Annotated in this window: 26 protein-coding genes; 15 read left to right on the plus strand and 11 right to left on the minus strand. The window is 73.0% G+C overall.

Annotated elements, in window-relative coordinates:
- Positions 1–5: 5 nt before the first annotated feature.
- Positions 6–1,676, minus strand: coding sequence for a DUF885 domain-containing protein (locus QJ852_08185; protein WGX98416.1), 1,671 nt, complete (start codon positions 1,674–1,676; stop codon positions 6–8).
- A gap of 144 nt (positions 1,677–1,820) precedes the next feature.
- Here QJ852_08185 and QJ852_08190 point away from each other — a divergent pair, with 144 nt between their 5' ends.
- Together QJ852_08190 and QJ852_08195 are read left to right on the plus strand one after the other, a co-directional pair.
- Positions 1,821–2,114, plus strand: a complete 294-nt coding sequence (locus tag QJ852_08190; GenBank protein ID WGX98417.1) for a CopG family transcriptional regulator — start codon at positions 1,821–1,823, stop codon at positions 2,112–2,114.
- The gene (locus QJ852_08195) at positions 2,101–2,529 is read left to right on the plus strand and encodes a PIN domain-containing protein (protein ID WGX98418.1); all 429 of its coding nucleotides are present in this window, start codon (positions 2,101–2,103) and stop codon (positions 2,527–2,529) included. Before QJ852_08190 ends, QJ852_08195 begins: the two co-directional genes overlap by 14 nt.
- Here QJ852_08195 and QJ852_08200 read toward each other — a convergent pair whose 3' ends face one another.
- Complete coding sequence (locus QJ852_08200) at positions 2,530–3,486, minus strand: WYL domain-containing protein (protein WGX98419.1); 957 nt, start codon at positions 3,484–3,486, stop codon at positions 2,530–2,532.
- A 54-nt stretch (positions 3,487–3,540) separates the two neighbouring features.
- Between QJ852_08200 and QJ852_08205 the strand changes: the two genes are divergently transcribed.
- Positions 3,541–4,653: an epoxide hydrolase gene (locus QJ852_08205; GenBank protein WGX98420.1), complete on the plus strand. Its 1,113-nt coding sequence runs from the start codon at positions 3,541–3,543 to the stop codon at positions 4,651–4,653.
- Between the two features lie 35 nt (positions 4,654–4,688).
- Here QJ852_08205 and QJ852_08210 read toward each other — a convergent pair whose 3' ends face one another.
- The 3 genes from QJ852_08210 to QJ852_08220 all read right to left on the minus strand — a co-directional run bounded on the left by QJ852_08210 (position 4,689) and on the right by QJ852_08220 (position 11,666).
- On the minus strand, positions 4,689–5,399 hold the full coding sequence (locus QJ852_08210) for a maleylpyruvate isomerase family mycothiol-dependent enzyme (GenBank protein WGX98421.1): 711 nt from the start codon (positions 5,397–5,399) through the stop codon (positions 4,689–4,691).
- Complete coding sequence (locus QJ852_08215; GenBank protein WGX98422.1) at positions 5,396–7,810, minus strand: BTAD domain-containing putative transcriptional regulator; 2,415 nt, start codon at positions 7,808–7,810, stop codon at positions 5,396–5,398. Before QJ852_08215 ends, QJ852_08210 begins: the two co-directional genes overlap by 4 nt.
- Positions 7,811–7,883: 73 nt before the next feature.
- On the minus strand, positions 7,884–11,666 hold the full coding sequence (locus QJ852_08220; GenBank protein WGX98423.1) for a hypothetical protein: 3,783 nt from the start codon (positions 11,664–11,666) through the stop codon (positions 7,884–7,886).
- Positions 11,667–11,815: 149 nt separating this feature from the next.
- On the opposite strand from QJ852_08220, the gene QJ852_08225 reads away from it, so the two are divergent.
- From QJ852_08225 to purE, 6 genes are all read left to right on the plus strand, one after another.
- Positions 11,816–12,628: a biotin--[acetyl-CoA-carboxylase] ligase gene (locus tag QJ852_08225; GenBank protein WGX98424.1), complete on the plus strand. Its 813-nt coding sequence runs from the start codon at positions 11,816–11,818 to the stop codon at positions 12,626–12,628.
- 29 nt (positions 12,629–12,657) lie between these two features.
- Positions 12,658–13,179, plus strand: coding sequence for a PH domain-containing protein (locus QJ852_08230; protein ID WGX98425.1), 522 nt, complete (start codon positions 12,658–12,660; stop codon positions 13,177–13,179).
- Positions 13,172–14,131 carry an adenylate/guanylate cyclase domain-containing protein gene (locus QJ852_08235; protein ID WGX98426.1) on the plus strand — a complete coding sequence of 320 codons (960 nt, stop codon included), beginning with the start codon at positions 13,172–13,174 and terminating at the stop codon, positions 14,129–14,131. The genes QJ852_08230 and QJ852_08235 overlap by 8 nt, the downstream gene beginning before the upstream one ends.
- Before the next feature lie 113 nt (positions 14,132–14,244).
- Complete coding sequence (locus QJ852_08240; protein WGX98427.1) at positions 14,245–14,568, plus strand: winged helix-turn-helix domain-containing protein; 324 nt, start codon at positions 14,245–14,247, stop codon at positions 14,566–14,568.
- A gap of 28 nt (positions 14,569–14,596) precedes the next feature.
- Positions 14,597–15,784 (plus strand): 5-(carboxyamino)imidazole ribonucleotide synthase, encoded by a 1,188-nt coding sequence (locus QJ852_08245; GenBank protein ID WGX98428.1) that lies wholly within the window; start codon positions 14,597–14,599, stop codon positions 15,782–15,784.
- A 111-nt stretch (positions 15,785–15,895) separates the two neighbouring features.
- Positions 15,896–16,384 carry a 5-(carboxyamino)imidazole ribonucleotide mutase gene (purE, locus tag QJ852_08250; protein WGX98429.1) on the plus strand — a complete coding sequence of 163 codons (489 nt, stop codon included), beginning with the start codon at positions 15,896–15,898 and terminating at the stop codon, positions 16,382–16,384.
- Positions 16,385–16,425: 41 nt separating this feature from the next.
- On the opposite strand, the gene QJ852_08255 is transcribed toward purE, so the two are convergent.
- Both QJ852_08255 and QJ852_08260 read right to left on the minus strand, forming a co-directional pair.
- The gene (locus QJ852_08255; GenBank protein WGX98430.1) at positions 16,426–16,845 is read right to left on the minus strand and encodes a CoA-binding protein; all 420 of its coding nucleotides are present in this window, start codon (positions 16,843–16,845) and stop codon (positions 16,426–16,428) included.
- Positions 16,846–16,882: 37 nt separating this feature from the next.
- Positions 16,883–17,548, minus strand: a complete 666-nt coding sequence (locus QJ852_08260; GenBank protein WGX98431.1) for a TetR/AcrR family transcriptional regulator — start codon at positions 17,546–17,548, stop codon at positions 16,883–16,885.
- 89 nt (positions 17,549–17,637) lie between these two features.
- Between QJ852_08260 and QJ852_08265 the strand changes: the two genes are divergently transcribed.
- From QJ852_08265 to QJ852_08280, 4 genes are all read left to right on the plus strand, one after another.
- Positions 17,638–18,804 carry an acyl-CoA dehydrogenase family protein gene (locus QJ852_08265; GenBank protein ID WGX98432.1) on the plus strand — a complete coding sequence of 389 codons (1,167 nt, stop codon included), beginning with the start codon at positions 17,638–17,640 and terminating at the stop codon, positions 18,802–18,804.
- 146 nt (positions 18,805–18,950) lie between these two features.
- Entirely contained in the window at positions 18,951–19,508 is a 558-nt protein-coding gene (locus QJ852_08270; protein ID WGX98433.1) for a hypothetical protein, read from the plus strand.
- Positions 19,509–19,577: 69 nt separating this feature from the next.
- Positions 19,578–20,378 carry a class E sortase gene (locus tag QJ852_08275; protein ID WGX98434.1) on the plus strand — a complete coding sequence of 267 codons (801 nt, stop codon included), beginning with the start codon at positions 19,578–19,580 and terminating at the stop codon, positions 20,376–20,378.
- A gap of 68 nt (positions 20,379–20,446) precedes the next feature.
- A complete protein-coding gene (locus QJ852_08280; protein ID WGX98435.1) occupies positions 20,447–21,031 on the plus strand; it encodes an LPXTG cell wall anchor domain-containing protein in 585 nt (194 codons plus the stop codon).
- A gap of 76 nt (positions 21,032–21,107) precedes the next feature.
- On the opposite strand, the gene QJ852_08285 is transcribed toward QJ852_08280, so the two are convergent.
- Positions 21,108–22,400 carry a glycoside hydrolase family 6 protein gene (locus tag QJ852_08285; GenBank protein WGX98436.1) on the minus strand — a complete coding sequence of 431 codons (1,293 nt, stop codon included), beginning with the start codon at positions 22,398–22,400 and terminating at the stop codon, positions 21,108–21,110.
- Between the two features lie 89 nt (positions 22,401–22,489).
- Between QJ852_08285 and QJ852_08290 the strand changes: the two genes are divergently transcribed.
- Positions 22,490–22,633, plus strand: coding sequence for a DUF1059 domain-containing protein (locus tag QJ852_08290; protein WGX98437.1), 144 nt, complete (start codon positions 22,490–22,492; stop codon positions 22,631–22,633).
- Positions 22,634–22,642: 9 nt separating this feature from the next.
- Here the strand turns inward: QJ852_08290 and QJ852_08295 are convergent, their stop codons facing one another.
- The gene (locus QJ852_08295; GenBank protein ID WGX98438.1) at positions 22,643–23,506 is read right to left on the minus strand and encodes a crotonase/enoyl-CoA hydratase family protein; all 864 of its coding nucleotides are present in this window, start codon (positions 23,504–23,506) and stop codon (positions 22,643–22,645) included.
- Between the two features lie 23 nt (positions 23,507–23,529).
- Complete coding sequence (locus tag QJ852_08300; protein ID WGX98439.1) at positions 23,530–24,522, minus strand: LCP family protein; 993 nt, start codon at positions 24,520–24,522, stop codon at positions 23,530–23,532.
- A 257-nt stretch (positions 24,523–24,779) separates the two neighbouring features.
- Between QJ852_08300 and QJ852_08305 the strand changes: the two genes are divergently transcribed.
- A complete protein-coding gene (locus tag QJ852_08305; protein WGX98440.1) occupies positions 24,780–25,286 on the plus strand; it encodes an acyl-CoA thioesterase in 507 nt (168 codons plus the stop codon).
- Here QJ852_08305 and QJ852_08310 read toward each other — a convergent pair whose 3' ends face one another.
- On the minus strand, positions 25,287–26,168 hold the full coding sequence (locus QJ852_08310; protein WGX98441.1) for a LysR family transcriptional regulator: 882 nt from the start codon (positions 26,166–26,168) through the stop codon (positions 25,287–25,289). It lies immediately after the preceding gene.
- Positions 26,169–26,207 lie beyond the last annotated feature (39 nt).

The following is a 26,207-nucleotide window of genomic DNA, read 5'->3' on the forward strand; positions in this document are numbered from 1 at the left end:
CGGTCTCAGAGCCGGGCGAGCGCGGCCTGCAGCGGGTCGAGGCCGAGCCCGCCGAGATCGAGGGCCGCGGTGTGGAACGCCTTGAGGTCGAATGCCGCGCCGTGCCGCGCCCGCGCGTCGGCCCGGGCGTCGAGCCAGATCCGCTCGCCGACCTTGTACGACGGCGCCTGGCCCGGCCAGCCGAGGTAGCGGTTGACCTCGAAGCGCAGCGACCCGTCGTCCATCCGCGAGTGCGCGCGCATGAACTCGTAGGCGAGGTCGGCATCCCAGGTCTCGCCGGGTCGCCAGCCGAAGGGGTTGTCGGCGGGGATCCGCAGGCCCAGGTGGACGCCGATGTCGACGACCACCCGGGCGGCGCGGAAGCCCTGCATGTCGAGGAACCCGAGCCGGTCGCCCGGGTCGGCGAAGTAGCCGAGCTCGTCCATCAGCCGCTCGGCGTACAGCGCCCAGCCCTCACCGTGGCCACTGACCCAGCACAGCAGCCGCTGCCAGCGGTTGAGCAGGTCGGCGCGGTGCACCGCCTGGGCGACCTGAAGATGGTGGCCCGGCACGCCCTCGTGGAACACGGTCGTCGTCTCGCGCCAGGTGGAGTAGCGCTCGTGGTCGTCGGTGAAGGAGAACCACATGGTGCCCGGGCGGGAGAAGTCCTCGGTGGGCGGGGTGTACCAGGCGCCGCCGTCGTTGATCGGCGCCACCTTGCACTGCAGGGTCCGGATCGGATCAGCGATGTCGAAGTGCACACCGTCGAAGTCGGCGAGGATCGCGTCGGACTTCTCCTGCATCCAGGCCTGGAACGCCTCGCGGCTGCCGCAGTCGCGCGCGGGATCGGCGTCGAGCGCCGCGACCGCGTCGGCGACACTCCCGTCGGCGACGACCCGCCCCGCCGTGGCGGTCATGTCGTCCTCGATCCGCTTCAGCTCCTCCCAGCCCCAGCGGTAGGTCTCCTCGAGGTCGACCCGCGCGCCGAGGAAGTAGCGGGAGGCGAGCGCGTAGTGCTCACGGCCCACCCCGTCGACCTCGCGGCCCCGCGGGAGCAGCTCGGTCTCCACGAAGCGCCCGAAGCCCGCGTACGCCGCCGAGGCGCTCGCCGCCGCGTTGGTCAACGCCGCGCGCAGCCCCTCCGGTGCCTGGGCCACGACGCCCGCGAAGTAGTCGCCGGCCGCCCCCTCCTGACCGGTCCAGCCCCGCACCTGGCCGGCCACCTCGGCGTACTGGCGCCGGGCGGAGACCCGGCCCGCGGCCGCCTCCTCGAGCAGCGTGGTGCGGTAGCCATCGAGAGCGGCGGGCACCGCGGCCAGGCGGGCGCCGATCGCCTCCCACTGCTCCGGGGTCTCGGTCGGCATCAGGTCGAACACCTCGCGCACCGCGTGGATCGCGCTCGAGATGACCGAGAACTCGCTGCGCTCGACCCCGGCGTCGGCGCGCTCGACGGTGAGCCCGACCCGCTCCAGGAAGGCCGCCCTGGCGATCTCCTCGCGCTCGTCGGCCGCCTCCAGCGCGGCGACGTCGGCCAGCGCCCGGCGGTGCAGTTCCTCCGTCGCGGCGAAGCCGTCGGGGGAGAGGTCGGGCAGCTCGCCGTCATGGCCGGGGATGCCGGCATAGGTCGCCGTCAGCGGGTCGAGCGCGGCGAGGTCCTCGACGAAGCGGTCGGTGCGGGCGTCCACGAGTCGCGTCATGACGCGAGCCTAGGAGTCCGGCCGATAGTCGGCACCCGGATTCCCGGGCCGGCCGCGTCGCCGGACGCATCCGAGCGGGTCGGGCTGACCCTTGCGCGCGAGGTGATGAGAGTGATGCGTCGATGATGATGATAAGGTCATCACGTGCGCACCACGGTCAACATCCACGACGGCCTCCTCGCGACCGTCAAGCATCGTGCGCAGGAGGAGGGCAAGACGCTCGGCGATGTGTTCGAGGATGCCCTCCGGAGCTACCTGTTGGCTGACCGGACCGAGGAGGTCACGGAGGCAGCGCCGCCATCGCTCCCCGTGTTCCGCGGCGGCACCGGTCTGGCTCCGGGGATCGATCCGTCGAGCAACGCGTCGCTGTACGAGGCGATGTACGCCGCAGAGGACGCGGCGCTGGCGGCGCTGATCCGGGGCCATGAACGTCCTTGACGTCAACGTGGTGATCCCGCTCTACCGCGGCGACCACAGTCACCACGCGGCTGCGACGGCCTGGTGGCAGCAGTCGGTGACGGCGGGCGAGACGTTCACCGTCCCCGACCTCGTCTGGGTCGGGTTCGTGCGGATGATCACCAACCGGCGGGTGTTCCCCGAGCCGTCGGCCTTCCGCGACGCCTGGGAGTTCGCCGCGGCCCTGATGGCCCAGCCGACGTACACGACGTGGACGGCCCACCCCCGGACGTTGGAGGAGTTCACTGCCTTGAGCGCGCAGGCCGGCGCCCGGGCCGACCTGGTGACCGACGCCTACATCGCCGCCTGCGCAGCGACGTACGGCGGGACCGTCGTCACCTTCGATCGCGACTTCCGCAAGTTCGACGGTCTGCGGGTCCACGAGCTCACCCTCTGATCAAAAGCCCGCGACCGCGCCGGCGTACCGGGTCGCCAGGACCCGCAGGTGGTCGACCAGCGCGGCGGGGGACTCGACGGTGAAGTCGAGCCCGAGCATGCCGATCCAGACCGCCACGATCTCGAGGCTGTCGCCGCCGGTGACGAGCACCGAGCGCCCGTCGGGGCGGGACTCGACGACACCGACGGCGGGGTTGATCCGGGCCAGGACCTCCTCGGCCGGCGCGTCGATGACCAGGCGGGCGTGCACGGCCCAACCGGTGCGGGCGACCTCGCGGACGACGAGCTCGGTGAGGTCGCCCGGCAGCTCGGCCGGGGTGAAGGAGCGGCCCCCGGGCAGGCGCAGGGTCATCCAGTCGACCCGGTACGGCGCCCACGCGCCGGTCTCGGGGGAGCGGCCCACCACGAACCAGCGGCGCTGCCACGCCACCAGCCGGTAGGGCTCGATCTCGATCCGCTCGTCCTCGCGGTAGAACGCCCGCAGGCCGCGGTGGTCCCGGATCGCGGCGGCGATCTCGGTGAGCACCCCGGGCGCGACCTCGGGGTCCTCGACGTTGGAGTCGGTGTTGACCGGGCCGGCCTCGGTGGCCTCGCGCAGCGAGGCGAGCTGGCGGCGCAGCCGGTCGGGCAGCACGTGCTCGAGCTTGGTCAGCGCCCGGGCACCGCTGTCCTCGAACCCGGCGACCCCGGTCACCGTGCGCAGGCCGACGGCGACGGCGACCGCCTCCTCGTCGTCCAGCAGCAGCGGCGGGAGCTTCGCGCCGGCGCCGAGCCGGTAGTGCCCGGCGCGCCCGCGCAGCGCCTCGACGGGATAGCCCAGCTCGCGCAGCCGGGCGACGTCGTTGCGCACCGTCCGCTCGGTGACGTCGAGGCGTTCGGCCAGCTCGCGGGCGGTCCACTCCACGCGTGACTGGAGCAGCCCGAGCAGGGCCAGGACGCGCCCCGAAGTCTTCTGCACCGAGCCGATTTAACAGGAACGAACCGTGCCGGTATCGCTCCTAGCGTCGCTGCCATGAACCAGATCACGCCCTTCGTCATCGACATCGCGCAGACCGACCTCGACGACCTCCGTGGCCGTCTCGACCGCACCCGCTTCGCTCCCGCCGTCCCCGGCGACTCGTGGGAGTACGGCACCCCGGAGTCCTACCTGCGCGACATGGTCGAGCGCTGGAAGGACTTCGACTGGCGTGCGGTGGAGGCCCGCCTCAACGCCTACGACGGCTTCGTGACCGAGGTCGACGGCCAGCGGATCCACTTCCTCCACGTCCGCTCGAAGCACGCGGACGCAACCCCGCTGCTCCTCGCCCACACCTACCCCGGGTCGCAGCTCGACTTCCTCGACATGATCGACCCGCTGGTCGACCCCGAGGCGCACGGCGGCACGGCCGACCAGGCCTTCCACCTGGTGATCCCGTCGATGCCGGGCTTCGGCTTCTCCACCCCGGTCGTCGACACCGGCTGGACGATGCGGCGGGTCGCGGCGGCGTACGACGTGCTGATGCGGCACCTGGGCTACGACGCCTACGGCATCCACGGCAGCGACGGCGGTGCCATGGTCGGCCGCGAGCTCGCCGTCGCCGACCCCGAGGGCTTCCGCGGCGCGCACGTGCTGCACCTGTTCTCGTTCCCCAGCGGTGACCCGGCGGAGTTCGAGGGCTTCGGACCCAAGGAGTACGCCGCGCTCGAGCACATGCAGTGGTTCCAGTCCGTCGGCGGCTACAACCAGATGAACGGCACCCGCCCGCAGACCGTGGCCGCCGGGCTCGCGGACTCCCCGGTCGCGGTGCTCGCCTACAGCGAGCTCTTCGAGAGCTTCGGCAACGGCACCAGCCTGGTCACCCCCGAGCAGGTCCTCGCCCAGGCCACGCTGTACTGGCTGACCAACACCTACGGCTCCGCGGCGCGCTACCACTACGAGGAGCAGCGCGCCGGCGCCGAGCCCGTCGTGAGCACCGGCCGGATCGGGGTCGCGGTCTTCAAGGACGACTTCCAGACGATCCGCTCCCTCGCCGAGCGCGACAACGCCGGTATCGCGCACTGGTCGGAGTTCCCGCGCGGCGGGCACTTCGCGGCGATGGAGGTGCCGGCGGACGTGGTCGCCGACCTGCGGGCCTTCTTCGTCTGAGAACACGTGCTGAGGGCCGCCCGGGGTGACCTGGCTCAGGGGCCGGGGAAGTAGGACTTGAAGCGTCGTGCGTGCTCCGCGCTGCCCCGGACGTCGAGCCGGGTCGGGTCGATCCGGCCGGCGACGAACATGACCACCTCGTGCGCGGTGCCCACCACGGTGGTCGTGGCCGCTCGGCCGTCCGGCTCGCCGCGGTGCCAGCCGCCGCCGGTGCCGCCCGTGGCGCTCAGCCGGATGCCGTCGCCGAGACCGACGAGGTCGATGACGACGTCCTCCGCGGGGACCCGCGTCGCGAGCAGGTCGAGCATGGGGCCGACCACGAGCGAGCAGGCCGCCAGCTCCGCGCCGTCCAGCGGTCGATCCCTCCGGGTCAGGGCGTGCTCGAGGTCGGCGGCGTGCAGCGCCGCCTCGAAGGCGAACAGGGGCGCGGCGTAGGCCAGTGGCACGATTCCGGCGGGAAGCGCGACCGCCGTCGTCGGGTCGATCTCGAGGGTCGCCGCCTGCGCGAAGGCCGCGATCGCGCCGGCGAGGTCGGGGCGCTCCGGATCCGGGGCCGGCAGTCCGGCGGCCGCACGGAGCGCCGCCGCCTCCATGGCGGCACCCCAGGCGACATGCTCGACGAGCTCGGCCACCGTCCAGCCGCTCAACCGGGTGGGGAGCGTGGACTCCGCCCCGCGGCAGTGGTCGGCGAACCGGCGGTAGGCCGTGCTCGCCGTCCGCAGGGAGTCCTCGACCGCCGGCGTCATGAGGGCACCGCCAGGAGCAGGCCCAGCGCCTCGCTGGCATCGCCGAGGACGGCGGCGCCGGCCCCCAGGACCTGACGCTGGCCGACGCCGGGCCGGACCAGGGCGGCCAGTCGGCTGCGCGCGGCCTCGTCGCCGTACTCCGCCACGGCCTCGGCGACCAGGCAGGCGCAGAAGGTCCGGATACCGGCGAAGGGTCGGGCCAGGGCGAAGCGCCGGGCGGACCAGGGGGTGAGGATCCGCACCGCGGTCGCGCGATCGCCACGGGCGTGGGCGACCGCGAGGGCGGTGGCGCGCCAGGGCTCGAACCCCCGGTCGTGGTCGAAGCGGGCGAGCACCGCAGCCGCCCGCTCCGGCGTACGGCGTCCGAGCGCGAGCAGGATGGACTGGAAGCCGTGGATGCGGGCGGTGTCGGCGTAGCCGGCGCGCTCACCGGCGATGCGGAAGTCCTCGATCAGCACCTCCGCCTCGTCGTGGCGTCCGGCGGCCAGCGCGAGGGCCGCCCGCCACATCGGCACCTGGTGGGGGTGGACCAGGTTGCCCTGGGTCTGGGCCAGGTGCTCGACCCGGGCGACGACCTCCTCGGTCTCGAGCAGCCGGTCGTGCCGCATCAGCTCGGGCACCCAGGCCGCGAGCGCGTCGAGCTCCAGCTCGTCGGCCTCGGCCGCGCGTGCCACGGCCGCCGCCTCGCGAGCAAGCTCGAACCGCGCCGCGGCGCCGGTCACCGGGTCGTGGGCGGCGACCCCGCGCAGCAGGGTGCGGGCCAGCGCCTCCGGGTCGGAGCCGTCCCGGGCGCCGGTGACGGCATCCTGGACCATGCGGCCGGCCCGCGCGTCCAGGCCGGAGAACGACAGCGCCTGGGCGAGCGACGCGAGCACCTCGACCTGACGGGGGTCCGCGACGCCGGCGGCGTCCAGGGCCTGGGTCAACAGGCGCACAGATCGGTCCCGGGCGCCGGTGCGGGGCCGCCGCGCGCGCACCGAGCACTCCTCGTAGCCCAGCGCGCTGCTGATCGTGATCTGCGCACCCGCGCCCGGGGTCTCCGCCGCGGCCGCATGCGCCGCCATCGCGGCGTCCAGCTCGCCGGCGCCCTGGAGGGCCTCGCCCAGGGTGAGCCACAGCCGGGCCCGGTCGATCCGCACCGAGTCGTCGCCGGTGACGTTCGTGGCACTGGTGAGGGCGCGACGCGCATGGTGGACGGCGGCGGCGTACTGCGCCTGGACCATCGACGTGTGGGCGAGCTGCTGATCGAGCTCGACGGCCAGCAGGGCGGTCGCCGGGTCGAGGGGCGCGGCTGCCGCGACGTGGTCGGCGGCGCGCCGGAGCAGGGCGGGCTCGCCGTGGCGCCGCAGCAGGCTCTCGCCCAGTCCCCGGTGCAGGGCGAGCGCCTCCCCGGGCGAGATCAGCGCCGCGACCTGGTCGCGTACGCCGGGGTCGGCGAACCTGATGCCGCCCTCGTCGCGGACGGCGATGCCGGCGGCCAGGGCCGGGGCCAGCGCGTCGGCGAGCGCCGGGCCGTCGACGTCGACCACCTGCGCGATCTGGGCGGTGTCCCAATCGAGCCCGGCGAGGGCCGCGGCGCGGACGGCCTGCTGCGTCGTCAGCGGCAGGGCGGCGAGCCGCTCGGCCCACCCGGGCACCGCGCTGGACTCCGGGACGGTGGCGGCCGGGGCGGACCGTCGCTCGGTCACCGCCTCGTGGCGCAGGATCTGTCCCCGCAGCAGTTGCGAGGCGGGACCGAGGTCGAGCCCGAGGTCGCCGCGCAGCCGGGCCTCGAGGTCGGTCAGCACCGCGAGGGCCGCGACCTGGTCGCCGCGCCCGTAGTGCGCCCGGGCGAGTGCTCGGTGCACCGACTCGTTCCACGGGTCGGTCAGCAGCGCGACCGCAGCCTCCGCAACCACCCGGTCGTAGGCCCCGGTCTCGCACAGCATCTCCAGCAGGTCGAGGCGCACCCGGTCGCGCGCGGTCTCGAGCTCGACCCGGCGAGCACGGACGCAGTCGTGGTCGGCCAGGTCGGCGAAGGCGGGCCCGTGCCACAGGCTCAGGGCCTGCTGGGCGAGGTCGATCCCCGCACCGAGGTCCCCGCGGCCGCGGGCGGTCGTCCCGGCCGCGGCCAGCGCCTCGAACTCGAGGGCATCGAGCTCCTCGGTCGCGAGGTGCAGCGTGTAGCCGGCGGTGCCGTAGCCGATGCGATGCCGGCCCAAAGCCTTGCGCCACCGCGAGACGTGCGCCTGCAGGCGGTTGTCCTGGGGGCTTGCGTCGCGCGGCCACACGAGGTCGGCCAGCCGGGCCGGCAGCACCGGCCGGTTGGCCTCCGCGGCGAGCACGGCGAGCACCCGCCGGGCGATCTCGCCCGACGGGGCCGCCGCGCTCGCGTCGAGCACGCCCACCGCCCCCAGCACCGTCAGTCGCACCGGAGTCATCTTGCCCGGCGCGGGCGCCGACCGTGACCGAGGGGCACGAGAGGGTGACGCGGGCACCGGTGGGCTACCGGCGCACGCGCACCGCCTTCGTCGTCACCGTCGTGCTCGAGTGGCCGGGGAGGAGCGCCGTGATCCGGACCTTGAGCCTCCGGCCCCGGTCCACAGCCCGGATCCGGTAGCCGGGCCTGGTGCCGGCCCTGCCCTTGATCACCTTGCCGTCGCGCAGCCACTGATAGCGCACCGTGGTCGGTCCCGGGGACCAGGCGCCGGTCGTCGCCTTCAGCTTCCGGCCGACGATCGCCTTGCCCTTGACCCGGGGCTTGTCGAGCATGGTGAGGGCCGTGGCCGACGGTCCGGCCGAGCCGGGCCCGGTGGTGCCCGGGTCGGCCGGCGTGCCGGGACCGCCGGGTGTCGCTCCGGTGGCCACGGTGAAGCGCCGGGAGGCCGGCGTACCGGCGATCAGCGCGTCGTCGACACCTCGCACCTCGAAGACGTAGTCGCCGTCCGTCAGCGTCGCGGACGGGGTGTGGCTCGTCCCGCCGGGCCCGGCGGAGCAGGGCCCGAAGTCGGGCGCGGACGTCCCGTGGGCGAAGACGCGGCACGCCACGGTCGTCCCGAGCTCCTCCTCGCCGGTGGTGAAGGCGAAGGTCGGTCGCGTCGATGCCGTGCTCGTCGGGCCGGACACGATCGTGGTCACCGGCCCGGCACCGGTCAGCGTGCTGCGGGCCAGCGCCAGCCGGTCCAGCGTGGACTCGATGAAGGCCGCCCCGAGCGGGAGCCGGGTCTGCCCGTCCGCGGGCACCACGTGCTCGCGGAGCAGCTGCTCGAGCCGATCCAGACGCTGGTCACCGGCGGTGCGCAGCGCCGCCGGCACGTCGTGGGAGCGGTACTGCTCGTCGACCGCCCCCCAGATCCGACTCAGGTGACCGACACCGGCGTCGTCCAGGAGCCGGGTGGTTCCGTCGAGCAGCCGCCCCAACGGGTCCGTGCTGGTCGATGCCGTCCCGAGCCCGCCCTCGAGCAGGCCACGCAGCTCGGCGTCCACGGCCAGGCCGGCCGGCAGGCCGAGCTCGACATAGCTGCTGAGTGCCTTGCGGGCCGCGCTCACCTGGAGGGACTTCGCGGACAGTGTCGGATTCGCGCTACCGGGTGACAGCAGGGCGAGGAGGTGCCCGACCGCTCCCTGCTGGCGCCCCCGCAGCCAGTCGGTGACCATGCCGGTGATGGCCGACTCGTCCTGGTCGCGGACCTGGGCGTCCCAGGTGTAGCCGATCTTGGTGCGGATCTCGTCCCACTGGTGAGCGGCCTTGGCGGTCGCCTGGTTCGCAGTCAGATCGCAGTTGTCGGTGCCGTCCTCGTCGAAGCTGCAGATCAGGGTCTTGTCGGGGGCGGTGTACGTCCCGGTCGCGGTGGCCACCCGGCCGCCCGCGTCCCTCGCCTCGACCTGGACGCGCACGCGCAACTGGGCGAACCGGTTCAGGAAGATCGGCGTCCTCGGGTTCGTCTCCGGCCGGTCCTCGATGTTGACCCATTCGACCGCGGAGCTGCAGACCCGCAGGCTGAGCAGGCCCGCGGTCAGCGCCATGCCGAGCTGGTTGGGCATGGTGGCATTGGCGTACGGCGCGCCCGCCGGGAACGCCTTCCCGCTCAGGCTCGCGACCGGTCCGCAGCTGATCGCCGGCAGACTCGGGAGGTCCGCCGCGGTGTACGGCTGGCGCGGCCCCGCCCACAGGTCGAAGCTGGTGACCTGGCCGGCGATCCAGTCGTCCAGCGCGTCCTCGACGCCGGTGGACAGCGCGCCCCAGGCGTCCCGGTAGCCCTGGGTGGCGGCGTTCAGCACGGTGCTGCCGGTCCCGGCCGTCGTGTCGTTCCCGGCGATCACGGCCAGGGTGTCGCGGAGCCGCTCGCCCTCGGTGACGATGGCGTCCAGTCGGGCCAGGTTGCGGGGATCGCTGTGGAAGTGGCGGGGATGCTCGGTGATCACCCGGGTGAAGGCGCGGGCGGCGCTGCCCCAGTCACTGGGGTTGACCACGGTGCTGGTGCCGAGCGGTGCCAGGCCGAAGACCGCCTGGGGGAAGCGCCGGAGGTAGTCCACATTGGTGTCCAGGCCCTTGTTCAGCTCGTCGAGGCGATCCGCAGGAGCGAAGCTCCGGTCCGCGCCGAGCGCGATGTCGTCCTTGGCGTTCACGGTGGCCCAGGTGTAGAACGCGTTGGTGCTGACATCGTACAGGTCCTGGCTCATCGTCCGCTTGCCGACCGCCAGGTTGATCGCCTCCATCTGAGCCCGGCGCTGATCGGCGTTGAAGAGCGCGAAGACCCGATCCTCCAGGCGCACCAGGTTGGCCCGCTGCGCTTCCAGCCGATCGAAGATCTCCGCCACGTTCCGCTCGTTGGCGACCAGCTTGGCGAGCACCTCGCCGACGCCCGTGGTCAGCGCCGTGTAGATCTGCTCCAGGGCCGCGTCGATCCTGTCGAAGCGCTCGTGCATCTGCTCGCCCAGCTTCTCCAGCTGCTTGCCCAGGTTCTCCAGCGCGACCTTCACCGGGTCGGGCTTCGGCTCCGATCCGGTGCCGCCGAAGAGCTTCTCCAGACCCTGCAAGGCCGAGAAGGCGTTGCCGATCAGCCCGATCCAGTTGCCGGAGTAGAAGTTGATCACGCCGTTGACGATGCTGCTGCCGACCTCGATCAGCCCCTCGGCGACGGGCAGCACCGCATCGGCCGCTCCCTGGATCGCCTCGGCGGCGTCCGGATCGACCTTCTTCAGGATGAAGGTCGCGAAGTCCACGACCGTCTTGGCGTCCTTGACGATCTTCGTGGCCTGCTCCAGCGGCTCCTTGAGGCCGTCCTTGGCGTCGTCGAGCTCCTTCTTGGCCGCCGCCCTCGCCGCGTCGGTCTTCGCGTCGTCGTACTTCTGCTGAGCCTGGGCCAGTTGGGTCAACGCGTCGACCGCGGTCCCGGTCGCGGCGTCGGTCCGGCTCAACGCCTCCGCCGCCAGGTCCTCGGACTGCGGGGCCGTCAACGTCAGGACGCCCTGCGAGCTGATCCTGGCCATCTGCTCGGCCAACGGCGCCAGGTCGGGGTCGTGCTGACGCTGCTGGAGCGAGGCGAGGATCTCCTCGGCGCTGGTGCCCGCCCACAGGTCGTCGCGGGCCACGGCGAACTCGTCGCTGTCCTGGGCCATCGCGTAGCTGCGCTGCAACCGGTCGGCGGACTGCTCGAGGCTGTTCGCGTCGGTTCCCTGGTCCAGGGTCGGGGTCATCACGCTCGCACCGACGCCGTTGTCGGGGGTGGCGAGCTCGGTCTTCACCTGCTTGCGCACCGCCCGCCTGGTCTCGGGCAGGACGGCCGGCTCCTCGACCGCCGAGGTCAGGAAGTGCAGTCGCGCCGCGTTGGTGTGCGTCCAGTCGGCACAGATGTGGTCGCGCTTGCTCCACTCCGCACCGGCCGCCGGCTCGCTCCAGTGCTGGCAGTACTCGTAGGTGGCCGCGCCCTCGGACCGGGCGGACAGCTGCTGCTCGGCCGGCGCGCGCGAGGCAGCAGCCGCCATGCCCGACTCCAGGAGCCGGATCTGCTCCACCGCGATCGCGGAGGCGATCCCCGGCCGCACGGCGTACAGCTCCTGCAGCACGCCCTCGAGGACTCCGGCGGAGGGATCCGCGCCGAGTCGGGCGATGTCGCCGGCGACGAAGAGCGCCTCGTTGACCTCCGCCGCGCTCAGCGTGATCGGCGCGGCGTCGGCGTCGGCCGGTGCCGGCCGCAGGAGCGACAGGGTGGTGAGCAGCAGCGCCAGCGCGCCGATCACCGCCGTGGCGCCGCGCCTGAGGTCGATCGGGACGGCGAGGGGCATGGGTGGACTCCTTCGGGCGAGGGGTGGGCGACCACGACGGCCGTGGCCGGAGAATCGTCGGCCAGGCCGCTGATGGCGCGCTGACAGCTCGCTGACAGCAGGACGCCCCGGGGTTTCCTTACGAGGCGGGCTGCGACAGGGTAGGGGCCGTGACCACGACTCCTCGCGGACCGCTCGACGGCGACCGTCTCGCCGGTGCGTCCGACCTCACCCCCGACCTGACCTTCGAGCTGTTGGCCGAGGCGCCGTCGACCAACGAGGTCGCGGCGGAGCGGGCCCGCGCGGGCGCGCACGAGGGTCTCGTCGTGGTCGCCGACCACCAGTCGTCGGGCCGCGGCCGTCTCGACCGCACCTGGCAGACGCCTCCTGGCACCGCGGTGACCTTCTCCCTGCTCCTGCGCCCCACGGTGCCGCCGGCGTCCTGGCCGTGGCTCCCGCTGCTCGTCGGCCACAACGTGGCGAAGGCGCTCACGGCGCTCGGGTACGACGCCGCGGTCAAGTGGCCCAACGACGTCCTGCTGGACGGCGACCGCAAGGTCGCGGGCATCCTCGTCGAGCGGGTCGAGACCCCGACCGGCCCCGTCGCCGTCGTCGGCGTCGGGATCAACGTGGCGATGACCGCCGAGGAGCTCCCGGTGCCGACCGCCACCAGCCTCGCCGTCTCCGGGACGGAGACCCCCGACCGCACCTCCGTGCTGCTCGACGTCGTGGCCGCCGTTCGCGAGGGGTACGACGTCTGGCAGGCCGGGGGCGACCAGGGCACCACGCGTCTGGCCTCGTCGTACCGGGCCCAGTGCGCCACGGTCGGGCGCGAGGTGCGCGTCGAGCTGCCGGGGGGCGGAGAGCTGCTCGGACGCGCCACCGACATCGACGACGACGGGCGTCTCGTGGTCGAGACGGCGGCGGGGACCGAGCGGGTCGGAGCGGGCGACGTCATCCACGTCCGCGCGACCTCGGCCTGAACCGACCGATTTGGTGGGATGATCGGGCCGTGGCCATCTCGAAGAAGCTGCTCAACCCCGGCGAGCGACTGATCGTCAGCACCCGACAGCACCCCAAGGCGCTGTTCGGACCGATCCTCGCGCTCGTCGTCCTGCTCGCGGTCGGTGTCACGGTCCAGGTGCTGCTCGAGGACACCGGCTTCCAGCGGGTGCTGTCCTTGATCGTCTGGGCGCTCGTCGTCCTCGGGATCCTGTGGTTCTCGGCGCGCCCGTTCCTGGACTGGCTGACCACGGTGCACGCCTTCACCGACCGCCGGCTGATCACCCGCAACGGGATCATCACCCGCCGCGGCCACGACATCCCCCTGGCCCGGGTCAGCGACATCGCCATGGAGATCAACCTGATCGACCGACCGTTCGGCTGTGGCAGCCTGCTGATCTCGGACGCCTCGACCTTCGGCACGGTGCGGCTCAACGACATCCCCCATGTCGAGGCCACGCAGCGCCAGCTCAACGAGCTGCTCCACGAGCTCCACAGCGGACCGGCGCCCCGCCGGGACGAAGGTGTCTGACCCCGTCCCCGAGAGGGCCTGCCTCGGGGAGGAACCCCAGCTCACCGCGGCGGAGGTCGCCGAGCAGGCCGGCCTGCCGCTCGATCAGACCCGCCGGCTGTTCCGCACGCTCGGCTTCGCCGAGCACGGCGACGAGCGCGCCTACACCGCCGCCGATGTCGCCGCCATGCGGCTGATGACCCAGATCCTCGAGGACGGCGTCATCGACCTCGACGTCGCGCTCAACGTGACCCGGGGCGTCGGGATCACCATGGCCCGGCTGGCCGACTGGGAGGTCGGCGAGCTGGTGCAGCACGTCGCCGACGGCGTACCCGACGGCGAAGCGGCCGACGAGGACCCCGGCGCCTGGGTGCTGTCCCGGCTGGGGGAGCGGTTCGAGGGGCTGCTCGTCTATGCCTGGCGTCGCCACCTCGCCGCCGCCGTCGCCCGGATGGAGTCCGTGCGCGCGCTCGACGACGACCCGCACATGACCGACCTCAGCGTGGGCTTCGCCGACATCGTCGGGTTCACCGCGCTGTCCAACGAGGTCTCGCGCGAGCGGATCGGTGAGCTCGTGGAGGTCTTCGAGGCCCGCTGCGGCGACGTGATCGCCCGCGAGCAGGGCCGGCTGATCAAGAGCATGGGCGACGCGGTGCTGTTCGTGAACGACGATCCGATGGCCGCCTTCGCCACCGCGGAGGGGATCATCAACGTGATCGGCCGCGACCCCCGGATGCCCGACGTGCGCGTCGGCCTCGCGTCCGGCGGCGTGGTGCTGCGGATGGGCGACGTCTTCGGCCCGCCGGTCAATCTGGCCGCCCGGCTGACCCAGGTGGCGCGGCGCAACCGGATCATCGTCGACCACGCGACGGCCGACCTGCTCCCGGCCGACCAGGTCGAGTCCCGGCCGCTGCCGGCACGCCCCGTCCGGGGCTTCGGTGTGGTGGAACCGGTTGCAGTCAGGCGAGCCTGACCTTTCACCTTGACCGAAAACGCTGGTCAGCGCCAGTTTTGGGGTGCCTTCTCAAGGCAAAATTCTCGGCATTCGGTGTCGGACGGGCGGCTCGGTTCCTTACCTTGAGCCCTGTGATCGAGGTGCAGGACGTTCGGGTCGACCCGTCGGCCCGGCGCATGTGGCGTGGGGACCGCGAGATCTTGTTGTCGCGCAAGGAGTTCGACCTGGTGCACGCGCTGATCGCGCGCGCCGGGTCCATCGTCACGCGCGAGGAGCTGATGCGCGACGTGTGGGGCGTGACCTTCTGGACGTCGTCGAAGACGATCGACGTCCACCTGGGGTGGGTGCGCCGCAAGCTCGGCGACGACACCCGGCAGCCCCGCCTGATCACCACCATCCGCGGCCAGGGGCTGCGCTTCGAGCTCGACGAGGCCGTGGAGGCCGGGTCGGCCTAGCACACGGCGAGTGCGTAGGGTTTCGGCCGTGTCGACGACCGAACCCGCGCCCCGCATCGCCGTCATCGGCGGCGGTCAGCTCGCCCGGATGATGGCCCAGCCGGCCGTCGCCCTCGGCGTACCCCTCCGCCTGCTCGCCGAGGCCGAGGGGGTCTCCGCCGCGCAGGTGATCCCGGACCAGATGGTCGGCGACTACCGCGACCTCGCCACGCTGCGCACGGTGACCGCGGGCTGCTCGGTGGTCACCTTCGACCACGAGCACGTCCCGACCGAGCACCTGCGCGCGCTCGCCGCCGACGGCGTGACCGCGCACCCGGGGCCCGAGGCGCTGGTCCACGCGCAGGACAAGATCGTGATGCGCGAGGCCATGGCGCGCCTGGACGCCCCCCAACCGCGCTGGGCGGTCGTCGGCTCCGCGGCCGACGTCGAGGCGTTCGGCCTGCCGTGCGTCCTCAAGGTCTCCCGCGGCGGCTACGACGGCAAGGGGGTCTGGGTGGTCCGGACCCTCGACGACGCCGCCGAGCCGCTGGCCGCCGCCGAGGCGACGGCGTCGCTGGGGGTCCGGCTGCTGGCTGAGGAACTGGTCGACTTCCGGCGCGAGCTGTCCGCGCTGGTCGCCCGCGCGCCGAGCGGCCAGGCGGCGGCGTACCCGGTCGCGGCGACGCTGCAGGTCGACGGGGTGTGCCGCGAGGTGATCGCCCCGGCGCCCGACCTGGACCCCGCGCTCGCGACCTCCGTGCAGGAGCTCGCCCTCCGCATCGCCGGCGAGCTCGACGTCACCGGCATCCTCGCGGTCGAGCTGTTCGAGGCCGTCGACGCCGAGGGCCGTCCGGTCGTCTACATCAACGAGCTCGCGATGCGTCCCCACAACACGGGCCACTGGACCCAGGACGGTGCCGTCACCAGCCAGTTCGAGAACCACCTGCGCGCCGCCCTCGACCTCCCGCTCGGCTCACCCGCTCCCCGCGCCCGCTGGAGCGTGATGGTCAACATCCTCGGCGGCGACCACCCCGCCGTCGGGCGTCTCTACGACGGCTACCCCCACGCCCTGGCTCGCGACCCCCGACTGCGCGTGCACCTGTACGGCAAGGAGCTGCGGCCGGGCCGCAAGGTCGGCCACGTCAACGTCTACGGCGACGACCTCGAGGATCTGCTGGAGCGGGCCCGGCACGCCGCCGCGTGGTTCCGCGGTGACCTCGGCGACGAGAGCGAGTAGCCGGCGTGACGGCGTAACTACCGAACTTGTCGTCGATCCGCCGGTCGGGCGACGAATTCGGTTGGTGCGCCGTCGACGGAGCCGAGCCGCCGAGCCGATAGCCTCGCGCCCATGACTGCGCGTGTGGGCATCGTGATGGGCTCGGACTCCGACTGGCCGGTGATGAAGGCCGCCGCCGAGGCGCTGCGCGAGTTCGGCGTCGCCTACGAGGCCGACGTGGTCTCGGCGCACCGGATGCCCGCGGAGATGCTGGCCTACGGCCAGGACGCTGCCGGCCGCGGGCTGTCGGTGATCATCGCCGGTGCCGGCGGCGCGGCTCATCTGCCCGGCATGCTCGCCGCGGTCACGCCGTTGCCGGTCATCGGCGTGCCGGTGCCGCTGAAGTACCTCGACGGCATGGACTCGCTGCTCTCCATCGTGCAGATGCCCGCGGGCGTGCCGGTGGCGACGGTTGCGATCGGCGGCGCGCGCAACGCCGGCCTGCTCGCCGTACGGATCCTCGCGGCGACCGACCTCGCGCTGCAGAAGCAGATGACCGACTTCCAGGCCGAGCTGAAGGCCGCCGCCGAGGCGAAGGGCGCGGTCGTCCGCGACCAGTGAGGCCGGCTGCCGGTGGCCGGTGATCGGTGATCGGCCCGAGGTCAGCGGCCGCGCTTGCGCCACTCGATGGCCGGGCAGGTGTCCATGACCATCGGTACGCCGGCCGCGCGGGTGCGCTCGAAGGCCGCCTCGTCGACCACCCCGAGCTGGAACCAGACGCCCCCGGCGCCGATGGCGACGGCCTCGTCGGCGAACCGACCCGCGTCCTCGGAGCGCCGGAACACGTCGACCACGTCGATCGGGAAGGGGACGTCGGCGAGCGTGGCGTAGCCCTGCTCGCCGAGCACCACGGGTGCGGAGGGGTGGATCGGCACGATCTTCTTGCCGTGCTGCTGGAGCAGCGCGGCGATCTCGTAGGCGGTCCGGGCCGGGTTGCCCGACAGGCCGACGACGGCCCAGGTCGTGGCGTCGTCGAGCATCCGGTCGATGGTCTCGGGGTCCAGGTGGGGGGCAGTGGTCACGCAGGTGCAACGCACGCCGACGCCCCGGTCTTCCCGGTCAGGGTCGACCGAGCGCGGCGCGGACCTCCCGGACCACCTGCTCCACATCGCGCTCGCCGCCCGTGATCACGATGGTGGGCGTGCCCTCGGCGGCCGGTCCGCGCAGGACGGCGAGCGCGTGCTCGAGGGCGCGGTCGACGAGGGCCTGCGTGGCGGCGGCGTCGTCGACGTCTCCGCGAAGCCACTGCCGAAGCACGTGGTTGTGGGCGATCACCACCGACGACGCGACCAACTCCGCCCGCAGCGGGCCGTCGGGCTCGGCGTCGAGCCACCGGTGGACGTGCTGGCCGAAGAGCCGCACGTAGCGCTGGACGCTCGCGATCTCGCGGTCCCGGATGGTCGGCACCGAGTTGGCCAGCCGGTAGCGGGTGCGCGCGGTCTCGCCCTCGGCGAGATAGTGGGCGAGCACGATCCCGGCCGCCTCGCGCAACGCGACCTCCTGGCCCGCGATCGACGCGGTCGCGAGGCGCTGGTCGATGCGGCGCAGCAGGGCCTCGTGGTCGGGCAGCACCACGTCGTCCTTGGTGGGGAAGTGGCGGAAGAAGGTGCTCCGCCCCGTGCCGGCCCGGGCGGCGATGTCGTCGACGGTGGTGCCGTCGTACCCCTGGCTCTCGAAGAGCTCGAAGGCGGCGGCGACGAGGCGGTCGCGGGCGGTGGCGGGCATCCGAGCACCTTAGCTCGACGGGACGGAGTCTCACTAGTACGATACTGAGTATCAGCCCGATTCGGGAGAGCCAGTCCAGGAGAGCCGTCGTGAGCGACTACCCGATGTACGCCCTGTCCGAGGAGCACCAGGCCATCCGCGAGGCCGTGCGCGTGGTCTGCGACGCCAAGGTCGCCCCCTTCGCCGCCGAGGTCGACGAGGAGGCCCGCTACCCGCGGGAGGCGGCCGAGGCGCTCCTGGCCGCCGACTTCCACGCCCCCCACGTCCCAGAGCAGTACGGCGGCGCCGGTGCCGACGCGCTCGCCACCGTGCTGGTCATCGAGGAGATCGCGCGGGCCGACGTCTCGGCCTCGCTCATCCCCGCGGTCAACAAGCTCGGCTCGCTGCCGCTCATGATCGGCGGCTCGGAGGACCTCAAGAAGAAGTACCTCGGTCGGCTGGCCGCGGGTGAGGGCTTCTCGTACTGCCTCTCCGAGCCCGACGCCGGCTCGGACGCCGCCAACCAGAAGACCCGTGCCGTGCGCGACGGCGACGGCTGGGTCCTCAACGGCACCAAGCGCTGGATCTCCAACGCGGGGGAGTCGGAGTTCTACACCGTCCTCGCCACGACCGACCCCGACGCCCGCTCCAAGGGCATCTCGGCGTTCGTCGTGGAGAAGTCCGACGCCGGTGTCTCCTTCGGTGCGCCGGAGAAGAAGCTGGGGATCAAGGGCTCGCCGACCCGCGAGGTCTACTTCGACAACGTCCGCATCCCCGGCGACCGGATCATCGGCGAGGAGGGCAAGGGCTTCGAGTACGCCATGCAGACCCTCGACCACACCCGGGTCACCATCGCCGCCCAGGCCGTCGGCGTCGCCCAGGGCGCGCTCGACTACGCGCTCGGCTACGCGCAGGAGCGCCAGCAGTTCGGCAAGGCCATCGCCGACTTCCAGGGCCTGCAGTTCCTGCTCGCCGACATGGGCATGAAGGTCGAGGCCGCCCGTCAGCTGACCTATGCCGCCGCCGGCCGCTCCGAGCGTGGCGACAGCGACCTCACCTTCTTCGGCGCCGCGGCCAAGTGCTTCGCCTCCGACGTCGCCATGGAGGTCACCACCAACGCGGTCCAGGTGCTCGGCGGCTACGGCTACACCCGCGACTACCCGGTCGAGCGGATGATGCGCGACGCCAAGATCACCCAGATCTACGAGGGCACCAACCAGGTGCAGCGGATCGTGATGGCCCGTCAGCTCCTCGCCGGGGTCCAGAGCACCGTGTGAGGAAGGATCGCGCCTCCTGGGCAAAATTCTTCCCGTCGAGCCGTAACGAAGGTCACTGCGGACAGGTTGGGTGATACAGGTTCGCCTGTCACCGCCCGGTGCCGGGCGAAGCGCCACATTCATCTTCTCGGGAGAGATGAGGATCGATGGGTCGTCGCCTGGTGCCGTGGAGTGCCGTCGTGGCACTCACCGCGTTCCTGTTCGCCCTGCTGGGGGTGGTCGGCAGTCCGGCGGGTGCGGATCCGTACACGCCCGCCGTGCCCACGTCATGCCGGGTCACGGTCCCGGCGACCGTCGACGGCGACCGCGTCGTCGTCCGGGTCCTGGTGACCGCGGCCGGCAGCGTGGCGCCACGGGGGACCGTGACGGTCGACGGCGACCGCCTGTCGACGCGGTCCGAGCGGGCCGCGGCCCGCTGGACCCGCACGGTGCGCTACGAAGGCGCCCAGATCGAGGTCGTCGGCCCGCGCCTCGAGCGCGGCAAGCACCAGGCCACCGCGACCTTCGTCCCCGACGACCCGACCCGCTTCCTGCGCTGCAGCGACAACGTCAAGTTCGAGGTCGGGGCGGACGAGACCGGTGGTGGCGGTGGTGGTGGCGGCCTGCCCAACACCGGCGGTCCGCACCTGGGATTCCTCCTCGCCGGGATCGGGCTCGTGGCCGTCGGTGGTGGACTCGCCGAGCGAGCCCGCCGCCGAACGTGACACACGCGTCCGCGTCGCGTTGGATGGGGTGGGGCCGTCCGACGCGGGGCCCCGCCGAGGAGGGATCCCATGACGCAGACCGACGCGCCCGACAGCTCCGACCCGGGGCCCGACGCTTCTGCTGCCGGCGACACCACCACCCCCTCCCGGGTACGCCGGCGCCGCTCCCGCCCCGGCGACGGCTCCTCCGGCTCCTCCGGGCAGACGGCTCCGGCCCGACGCCGCGTGACCTTCTGGCTCGGTTGTGGCCTGATCGCCGCCGGCCTGGCCGTGCTCGGCTGGGTGGCCTGGCAGTTCTGGGGCACCAACTGGCAGTCGCAGCAGCGGCAGGGCGAGGTACGCCGCGCGCTCGAGTCGGGCTGGGGCGACGGTCAGGACGTCGTGCGCACCGAGTTCGGCAACGCGACGGCCATCGTGCGCATCCCGAGGTTCGGCAAGGACTTCTCCGTGCCCGTCCTGGAGGGCTCGAGCGACGAGGTCCTCGCCGCGGGCGTGGGCCACATGGAGGACACCGAGGCGGGCGCCGTCGGCAACTACGTGCTGGCCGGCCACCGGGTGACCCACGGCGAGCCGTTCGCCGACCTGCCCTCGCTGCGGCCGGGGGACGAAGTCATCGTGCAGACCCGCGCGGCGACGTACACCTATGTCCTCGACACGGGCGGCGAGGATCTGATCGTGCCCTTCACCCAGACCTGGGTGCTGGACGACAAGCCGGTCAACCCGTCGGGCGGGACCCAGCCACCCGCCGACATCGGCGACCAGCTGATCACCCTGGTGACCTGCTCGGAGATCTTCCACACCGACAACCGGTCGGTCGTTTTCGGCCACCTGGTGACGTCCACCCCGGCGGGTGCCGGCGAATCAGGCTAGGATCGTCGCGCACTGCCCGCCACCTTGAACGAGCCGGGTCGTTGCATGGGGAAGTTCAAGGAGGACACGTGCTCAAGAAGCTGGCTGCGCTCGCCATGCTCACCGCGGCATTCGCCGTCGCACCGTCGACGCCCGCTCAGGCCGACGGCTACACACCCAAGATCCCGACCGTCACCACCATCAAGGTGATCGCCAACGAGGCGGGCAAGCCGGTCGTGCTGGAGGTCAGTGCCAGCGCCAACCATCCGACGCCGCCGGCCGGCAATATCGCCATCACCCTGGCGACCGGAGGCACCGCCGCGCGCGGTGCCCGGGCGCTGGTCGCGGCGCCGGTGTTCAGCACCACGGTGCACTTCGTGGACCGGCCGGTCCGGGTCGAGGGCCCGCGCCTGCCCAAGGGCAGGTACGTCGCGACCGCGGCGCTGACGCCCGACGACGCCGCCCTCTTCCTGCCCTCCTCCGGCTCCACCCAGACCTTCCGGGTCGCCGCTGACGACGACAACGGCAGCGGTGGCGGAGGCGGCGACCAGGGCGCCGGCCTGCCCAACACCGGCGGCCCGGACCTCGGTTGGCTGCTCCTCGGTGGCGGTCTGCTCGTCGCGGGCGCCGGCGGCGTCAGCTACGGTCGCCGCCGCATCGCCGCGGCCGCCTGATCGACCCGGCGCATCTGAACGTCTGAGAAGCACCGACCCGTCGCGTTTGAACGCGACGGGTCGGTGCAATTGGGGGCTACGGGGCGAACCAGGTGGTGCTGCGGGCCATCCCGAGCGCGCGGGTCGGGCCGCGCCAATTGGCCTGCATGTGGAGCCAGGGCCGGCTGAACCACAAGAAGCCGTCGACGTGGCGCTTCGCGTCGCGGGTCGTCTCGGCGGACAGGTCCCAGCGTGGATCGCCGACCCGCGAGGTCGGCGGGATGCCGAGGGTGACGCAGCCCCGGCGGTCCGCGGCCGAGCCGCACACGCGCGCGTTGTCGTTGACGGGGCCTTCGGCGTCGACCTCGGGCCAGGTCATGCCGTTGCCGTTCTGGGCCGTGTCGACGACGAAGTGGACGCCCTTCACCCCACGCTCCCGGAGGATCCGGACCAGCTCGGCGCCGTAGGCGACGCTCTCCTCGGTGCCGACGTAGTGGGTGGCGTTGAGTGCGAAGCCGCGGGCGTCCGCGATGCCGTTGGCCAGTAGCAGGTCGGCCGCCTGGGAGGCGCGTGGCACGCCCACCTGGGGCGTGCTGCTCCAGTCGGCCGCACCGGCGTCGAGATAGACGCTGGTGTGCGGCTGCGCGGAGAAGGCGTTGACCGCGTGCTTGATCAGCGCGCTGGTCACCGCGCGGTTCGAGCACCACCAGAACGGCAGGTCCGGCTGCAGGATCACCGCGGCATGCTGACGGCCCAGAGCCCGGGCGGCGTTGGTGATCCAGCGCCGGTAGGCGTCTTGGGCGCCGGCCGAGGGCGTGCGGTTGCACACGGCGTGCTCCCAGGGATCCATCCGGAAGACCGCGAGCTGGACGAGGACCTTCGGGTCGCCGCCGGAGGCGTTCTCGACGTACTCGCGCACCACGGAGCCGATCTGCTCCGGGGAGCCGCTCCAGGTGCCGAGCCACAGCGACTTCGGGCGCAGCGCGATCCGGCCCAGCTGCTGCCGGGTGTCGCCGCCGGCACCCTGGTAGGCGGTCCAGGTCTGCTCGAGGCCACCGCGGTAGACGCCCCAGCGCCGCTCGGCGAGCGGGTTGTGCCGGTTCTGCGCGTGCGCGGGCTGGGCCCGCTGCCAGACCTCCTTGTCGGGCCGGTACGTGCGCCGCGGCGGTGGCGCGGGCGGCGTCGGCGGTGTCGCGGGTGGCGGCGCGGTCGTCGATGGCGCGGCCGAGGGCGGCGCGGTCGTGGCGCTCGGCGTGGGACTCGGCGGCTCGGGACCCGACTCGGCGCTCGGCGACTCCTGGGCACGACAGCCGGCCAGCGCCAGGAGCGCGAGGACGGCCAGGAGTGCGACGAGGGCGCGGCGGACGGGGGCTCCCGGGATCTGCAGCATCGCGCCGAGGCTAACCCGGGACGCCGCGCCGCCTGAAGTCCCGAGGCTAAACTGGAACGCGTTCCCGTTCCCCGTCCCCGGAGGTCACCATGCCCTCGCTGCGCTGCCCCTGCGACACCACCCTGCGCGCCGACACCGACGACGAGCTGGTCGACAAGGTGCAGGCGCACCTCGCGGCCGAGCACCCGGGCCGGGAGTACAGCCGTGAGGAGATCCTGTTCATGGCGATGTGAGCCACGCGCTCACTCGATGGGGGGCAGCTCCGAGGCCTTGCCGGTGAACCGCGGCACCCGCTTCTCCAGGAACGCCGCGACGCCCTCCTTGCCGTCGCCGATCGAGGTCCAGAACATCGCCAGCGAGTCGGTGAGGTGCGCCTCCAGCGGGTCCGCGGCCGCGCTGTTGCGGTAGAGCAGCCGCTTGGCCAGGCCGAGGGCGACCGGGGAGCGGTCGGTCACGAACGACCGGGCCAGCTCGTACGCCGCGGGCAGCAGCTCGTCGGGCTCGTGCAGGCTGCGCACCAGCCGGCCGGCGTGGGCCTGCTCAGCGGTGAGGATGTCGGCGGAGTAGACCCACTCCAGGGCCTGCTGGATGCCGACGATGCGCGGCAGGAACCACGACGAGCAGGCCTCGGGCACGATGCCGAGCCGCCCGAACACGAACCCGATCCTGGCCTTCGTCGAGGCCAGGCGCAGGTCCATGGCGAGCGTCATGGTGGCGCCGATGCCGACCGCCGGCCCGTTGATCGCGGCGATCACCGGCTTCGGCAGCGCGTGGATCGCCAAGGTGATCTTGCCGCCGGTGTCCCGGATGCCGTCGGCGAACGGCGGCTCGTCGTACGCCGCCCGGAACTCCTCGGGCGTGGGGGAGAGGGACTCGTCGAGACCGAACACGTTGCCCTCGGCGGAGAGGTCCATGCCGGCGCAGAAGGCGCGGCCGGCGCCGGTCACGACGACGGCGCGGACCGCGTCGTCGCGCGCGTCGGTGAGGAAGACCTGCAGCAGCTCCCGGGCCATGGTCAGGTCGAAGGCGTTGAGTGCGTCCGGCCGGTGCAGGGTCAGCGTCGCGATGCCGTCGTCGTCGACCTGCCAGGTCAGGGTCTCGTACACAGGTGTCCTCCGAATCGTGCTGGTCAGCGGGCGAGACCGGTGGCCGTGCAGAGATCCTCGGTGATGTCGCCGGTCCGGTCCTCGGCGATCTTGCCGAACAGCTGCTCGGCGCGGGGCCCGTCCCACGTGGTGTCGGCGCGGGCCAGGGGCACGGTGCAGGACTTCTTCACCTTCGTCATGGCCAGCGCCCACTTCCCGGCGTCGACGGGGCCGGTGCTGTCGCCGAAGCGGAAGAAGTCGGGGACCGAGCTGTTCAGGCCCCACCAGCGCAACGGGTTGAGCACCGACCAGGGGGAGAGCACCTTGTCGCCCACCGCGGCGATCACCTCGCGCTGCTGCTGGACCCGCGCCAGGTCGGAGATCGGGCTGTACTTGCGGGCCCGGGAGTACGCCAGCGCGGTCGCCCCGTCGACCTCCTGGCAGCCCTTCTTCACGTTGAGGCCGGAGTCCTTGTCCTTGATCCGCTGCTTCGGGCAGATCTCGATCCCGCCGACCGCGTCGACGACGCCGACGAGACCGCCGAAGCCGATCTCGACGTACTGGTCGACCCGCAGGCCGGTCGCGTTCTCCAGGGTCTGCACCAGCAGCGGCGTCCCGCCCTTGGCATAGGCCGAGTTGACCTTGCTGACCCCGAACCCCGGGATGTTCAGCGGCGAGTCGCGGGGGATCGACACCAGGGTCGTCGGGCCGTCGCCGGTGTGCAGGAGCAGGATCGTGTCGGTCAGCTCCGAGGCGGCATCGCCGGTGTGGAGCTTCTTGCGCTCCTCCGGCGACAGGCCGGCCCGCGAGTCGCTGCCGACGAGGAGGTACGTCGTGCCGGGCTGCTCGGGCGGACGCTCGGCGCTCGGCTCGAAGTCGACCTTGTCGACCCGGTTCCAGGCCACGAACGGCACCGCCACGGTGTACGCCAGCCACAGTGCGAGGGCGAGCAGCACCAGCCGGACGTAGGTGCGCGGGCGTGACCACCGGCTGCGGCCCGGCGCCCGGCGCGGCGGCACGGGCGGCACGGGCGGCACGGGCGGACCGGGCGGACCGGGAGGCGTGGGTGCCGGGCGGCGGCCGGCGGGCTCGGCCGAGCCGGCGTACTGCTCCGCACGCAGCCGGGTCGGCGGGGGCGGCGCGGCCCCGGGGCGGCGCTGGACCGGGATCCGCCGCGTGGGCTCGGGGTCGGACCCGCCGCGGGACGGGCCGTATATCCAGTCGAACTCCTCGTCCCCGGAGTCGCCGGTGCCGCCGCCACGCCCTGCCATACGCATGACGCTACCGTCAGCCCGTGAGCGAAATCGTCGCGGCACGCACGCCGTCGTACTCCCGCATCGAGCTGGCCACGCTGACCTCGCGCGCCCAGGCCAACCTGCTGGGCAACATCCACGGCGGTGAGGTGGTCAAACTGGCCGACTCCACCGCCGGGGTCGTGGCGCAGCGGCACAGCGGCGGTCCGGCGGTGACGGCCGCCCTCGACGAGATGGCGTTCCTGGAGCCGGTCCGGGTGGGCGACATCATCCGGACCTTCGGCCAGGTCAACTGGGTCGGCACGTCCTCGATGGAGATCGGCGTCCGCATCGAGACCGAGCCCTGGGACGCGGCGGGCGAGGTGCTGCACGTCGGCTCGGCGCACTTCGTGTTCGTGGCCGTCGACGCGGCCGGCCGCGGCCGGCCGGTGCCCGCGCTGGAGCCGGAGACCGATGAGGACCGTCGCCGGATGCACGAGGCCGAGGTACGCCGCGCGCACCGGCTCGCCCGGCGTCAGGAGATCGAGGCGCTGCGCGCCCGGCCCTGATCAGTCCGGGCGCAGCGCGACCTCGGTGAGCGCCGCCGCGACGGCGTCGACCGCCGCCGGGCGCGGGGGAGCGCCGTAGGTCGAGAGCTGGACGCGGCGGTGCGCGGCCAGCGGACGTCGTACGACGTCGCGGTGCTGGTGCGCGCGCAGCGCCAGGCCGGGCAGCACGCTGACCCCGAGCCCGCTGGCCACGAGCGACTGGACGGCGACGTAGTCGTCGCTCGCGAACGCGATCGCGGGTGTGAACCCGGCGTCCGCGCACAGGCTGAGCAGCTCGCGGCGGCAGCGCTCGCAGCCGGTGACCCAGCCGGTGGCGGCGTAGTCGGCGAGGTCGACGGTCCCCTCGGGAGCGCGGTCGGCCGGGGTGACCAGGTAGAGCGGATCGTCGACGACGGGGACGACGGTGATCTGCTCCGGCTCGGGCTGATCGGGGTAGGCGAAGGTGAGGGCGAGGTCGATCTCGCCCGCGCGCAGCAGCTCGTGCGCCTCGGGTGGCTCGGCCTCCACGAGGTCGAGCTCGATGCCGGGATGACGGGTCGCGAGCAGGGCGAGCGCGTCCGGGACGAGCGTCGCCGCGCCTGACGGGAAGGCAGCGAGCCGGACCCGGCCCGACTGGAGGCTGGTGGCCGCCGCGAGCTCCGCCTCGGCGCGGGCCAGCAGGCCGAGGATCTCCTCGCCGCGGCGGGCCAGCCGCTCGCCCTCGGGGGTGAGCCGGACGCCGCGTCCGACCCGCTGGAGCAGCACGGCGCCGGTCTCCGCCTCGAGTCGGCGCAGGTGGTGGGAGATGGTCGGCTGTCCGTAGTGGAGCGCGACCGCCGCCGCCGACACGGAGCCGGTGCGGTGGACGGCCACGAGGGCCTCGAGCCGGCGCAGGTCGATCATCCCGCCATCTTATCGACAACGTCGATTGGTTGGCCTGAA

Source organism: Nocardioides sp. L-11A (assembly GCA_029961745.1).
Taxonomy (GTDB): domain Bacteria; phylum Actinomycetota; class Actinomycetes; order Propionibacteriales; family Nocardioidaceae; genus Nocardioides.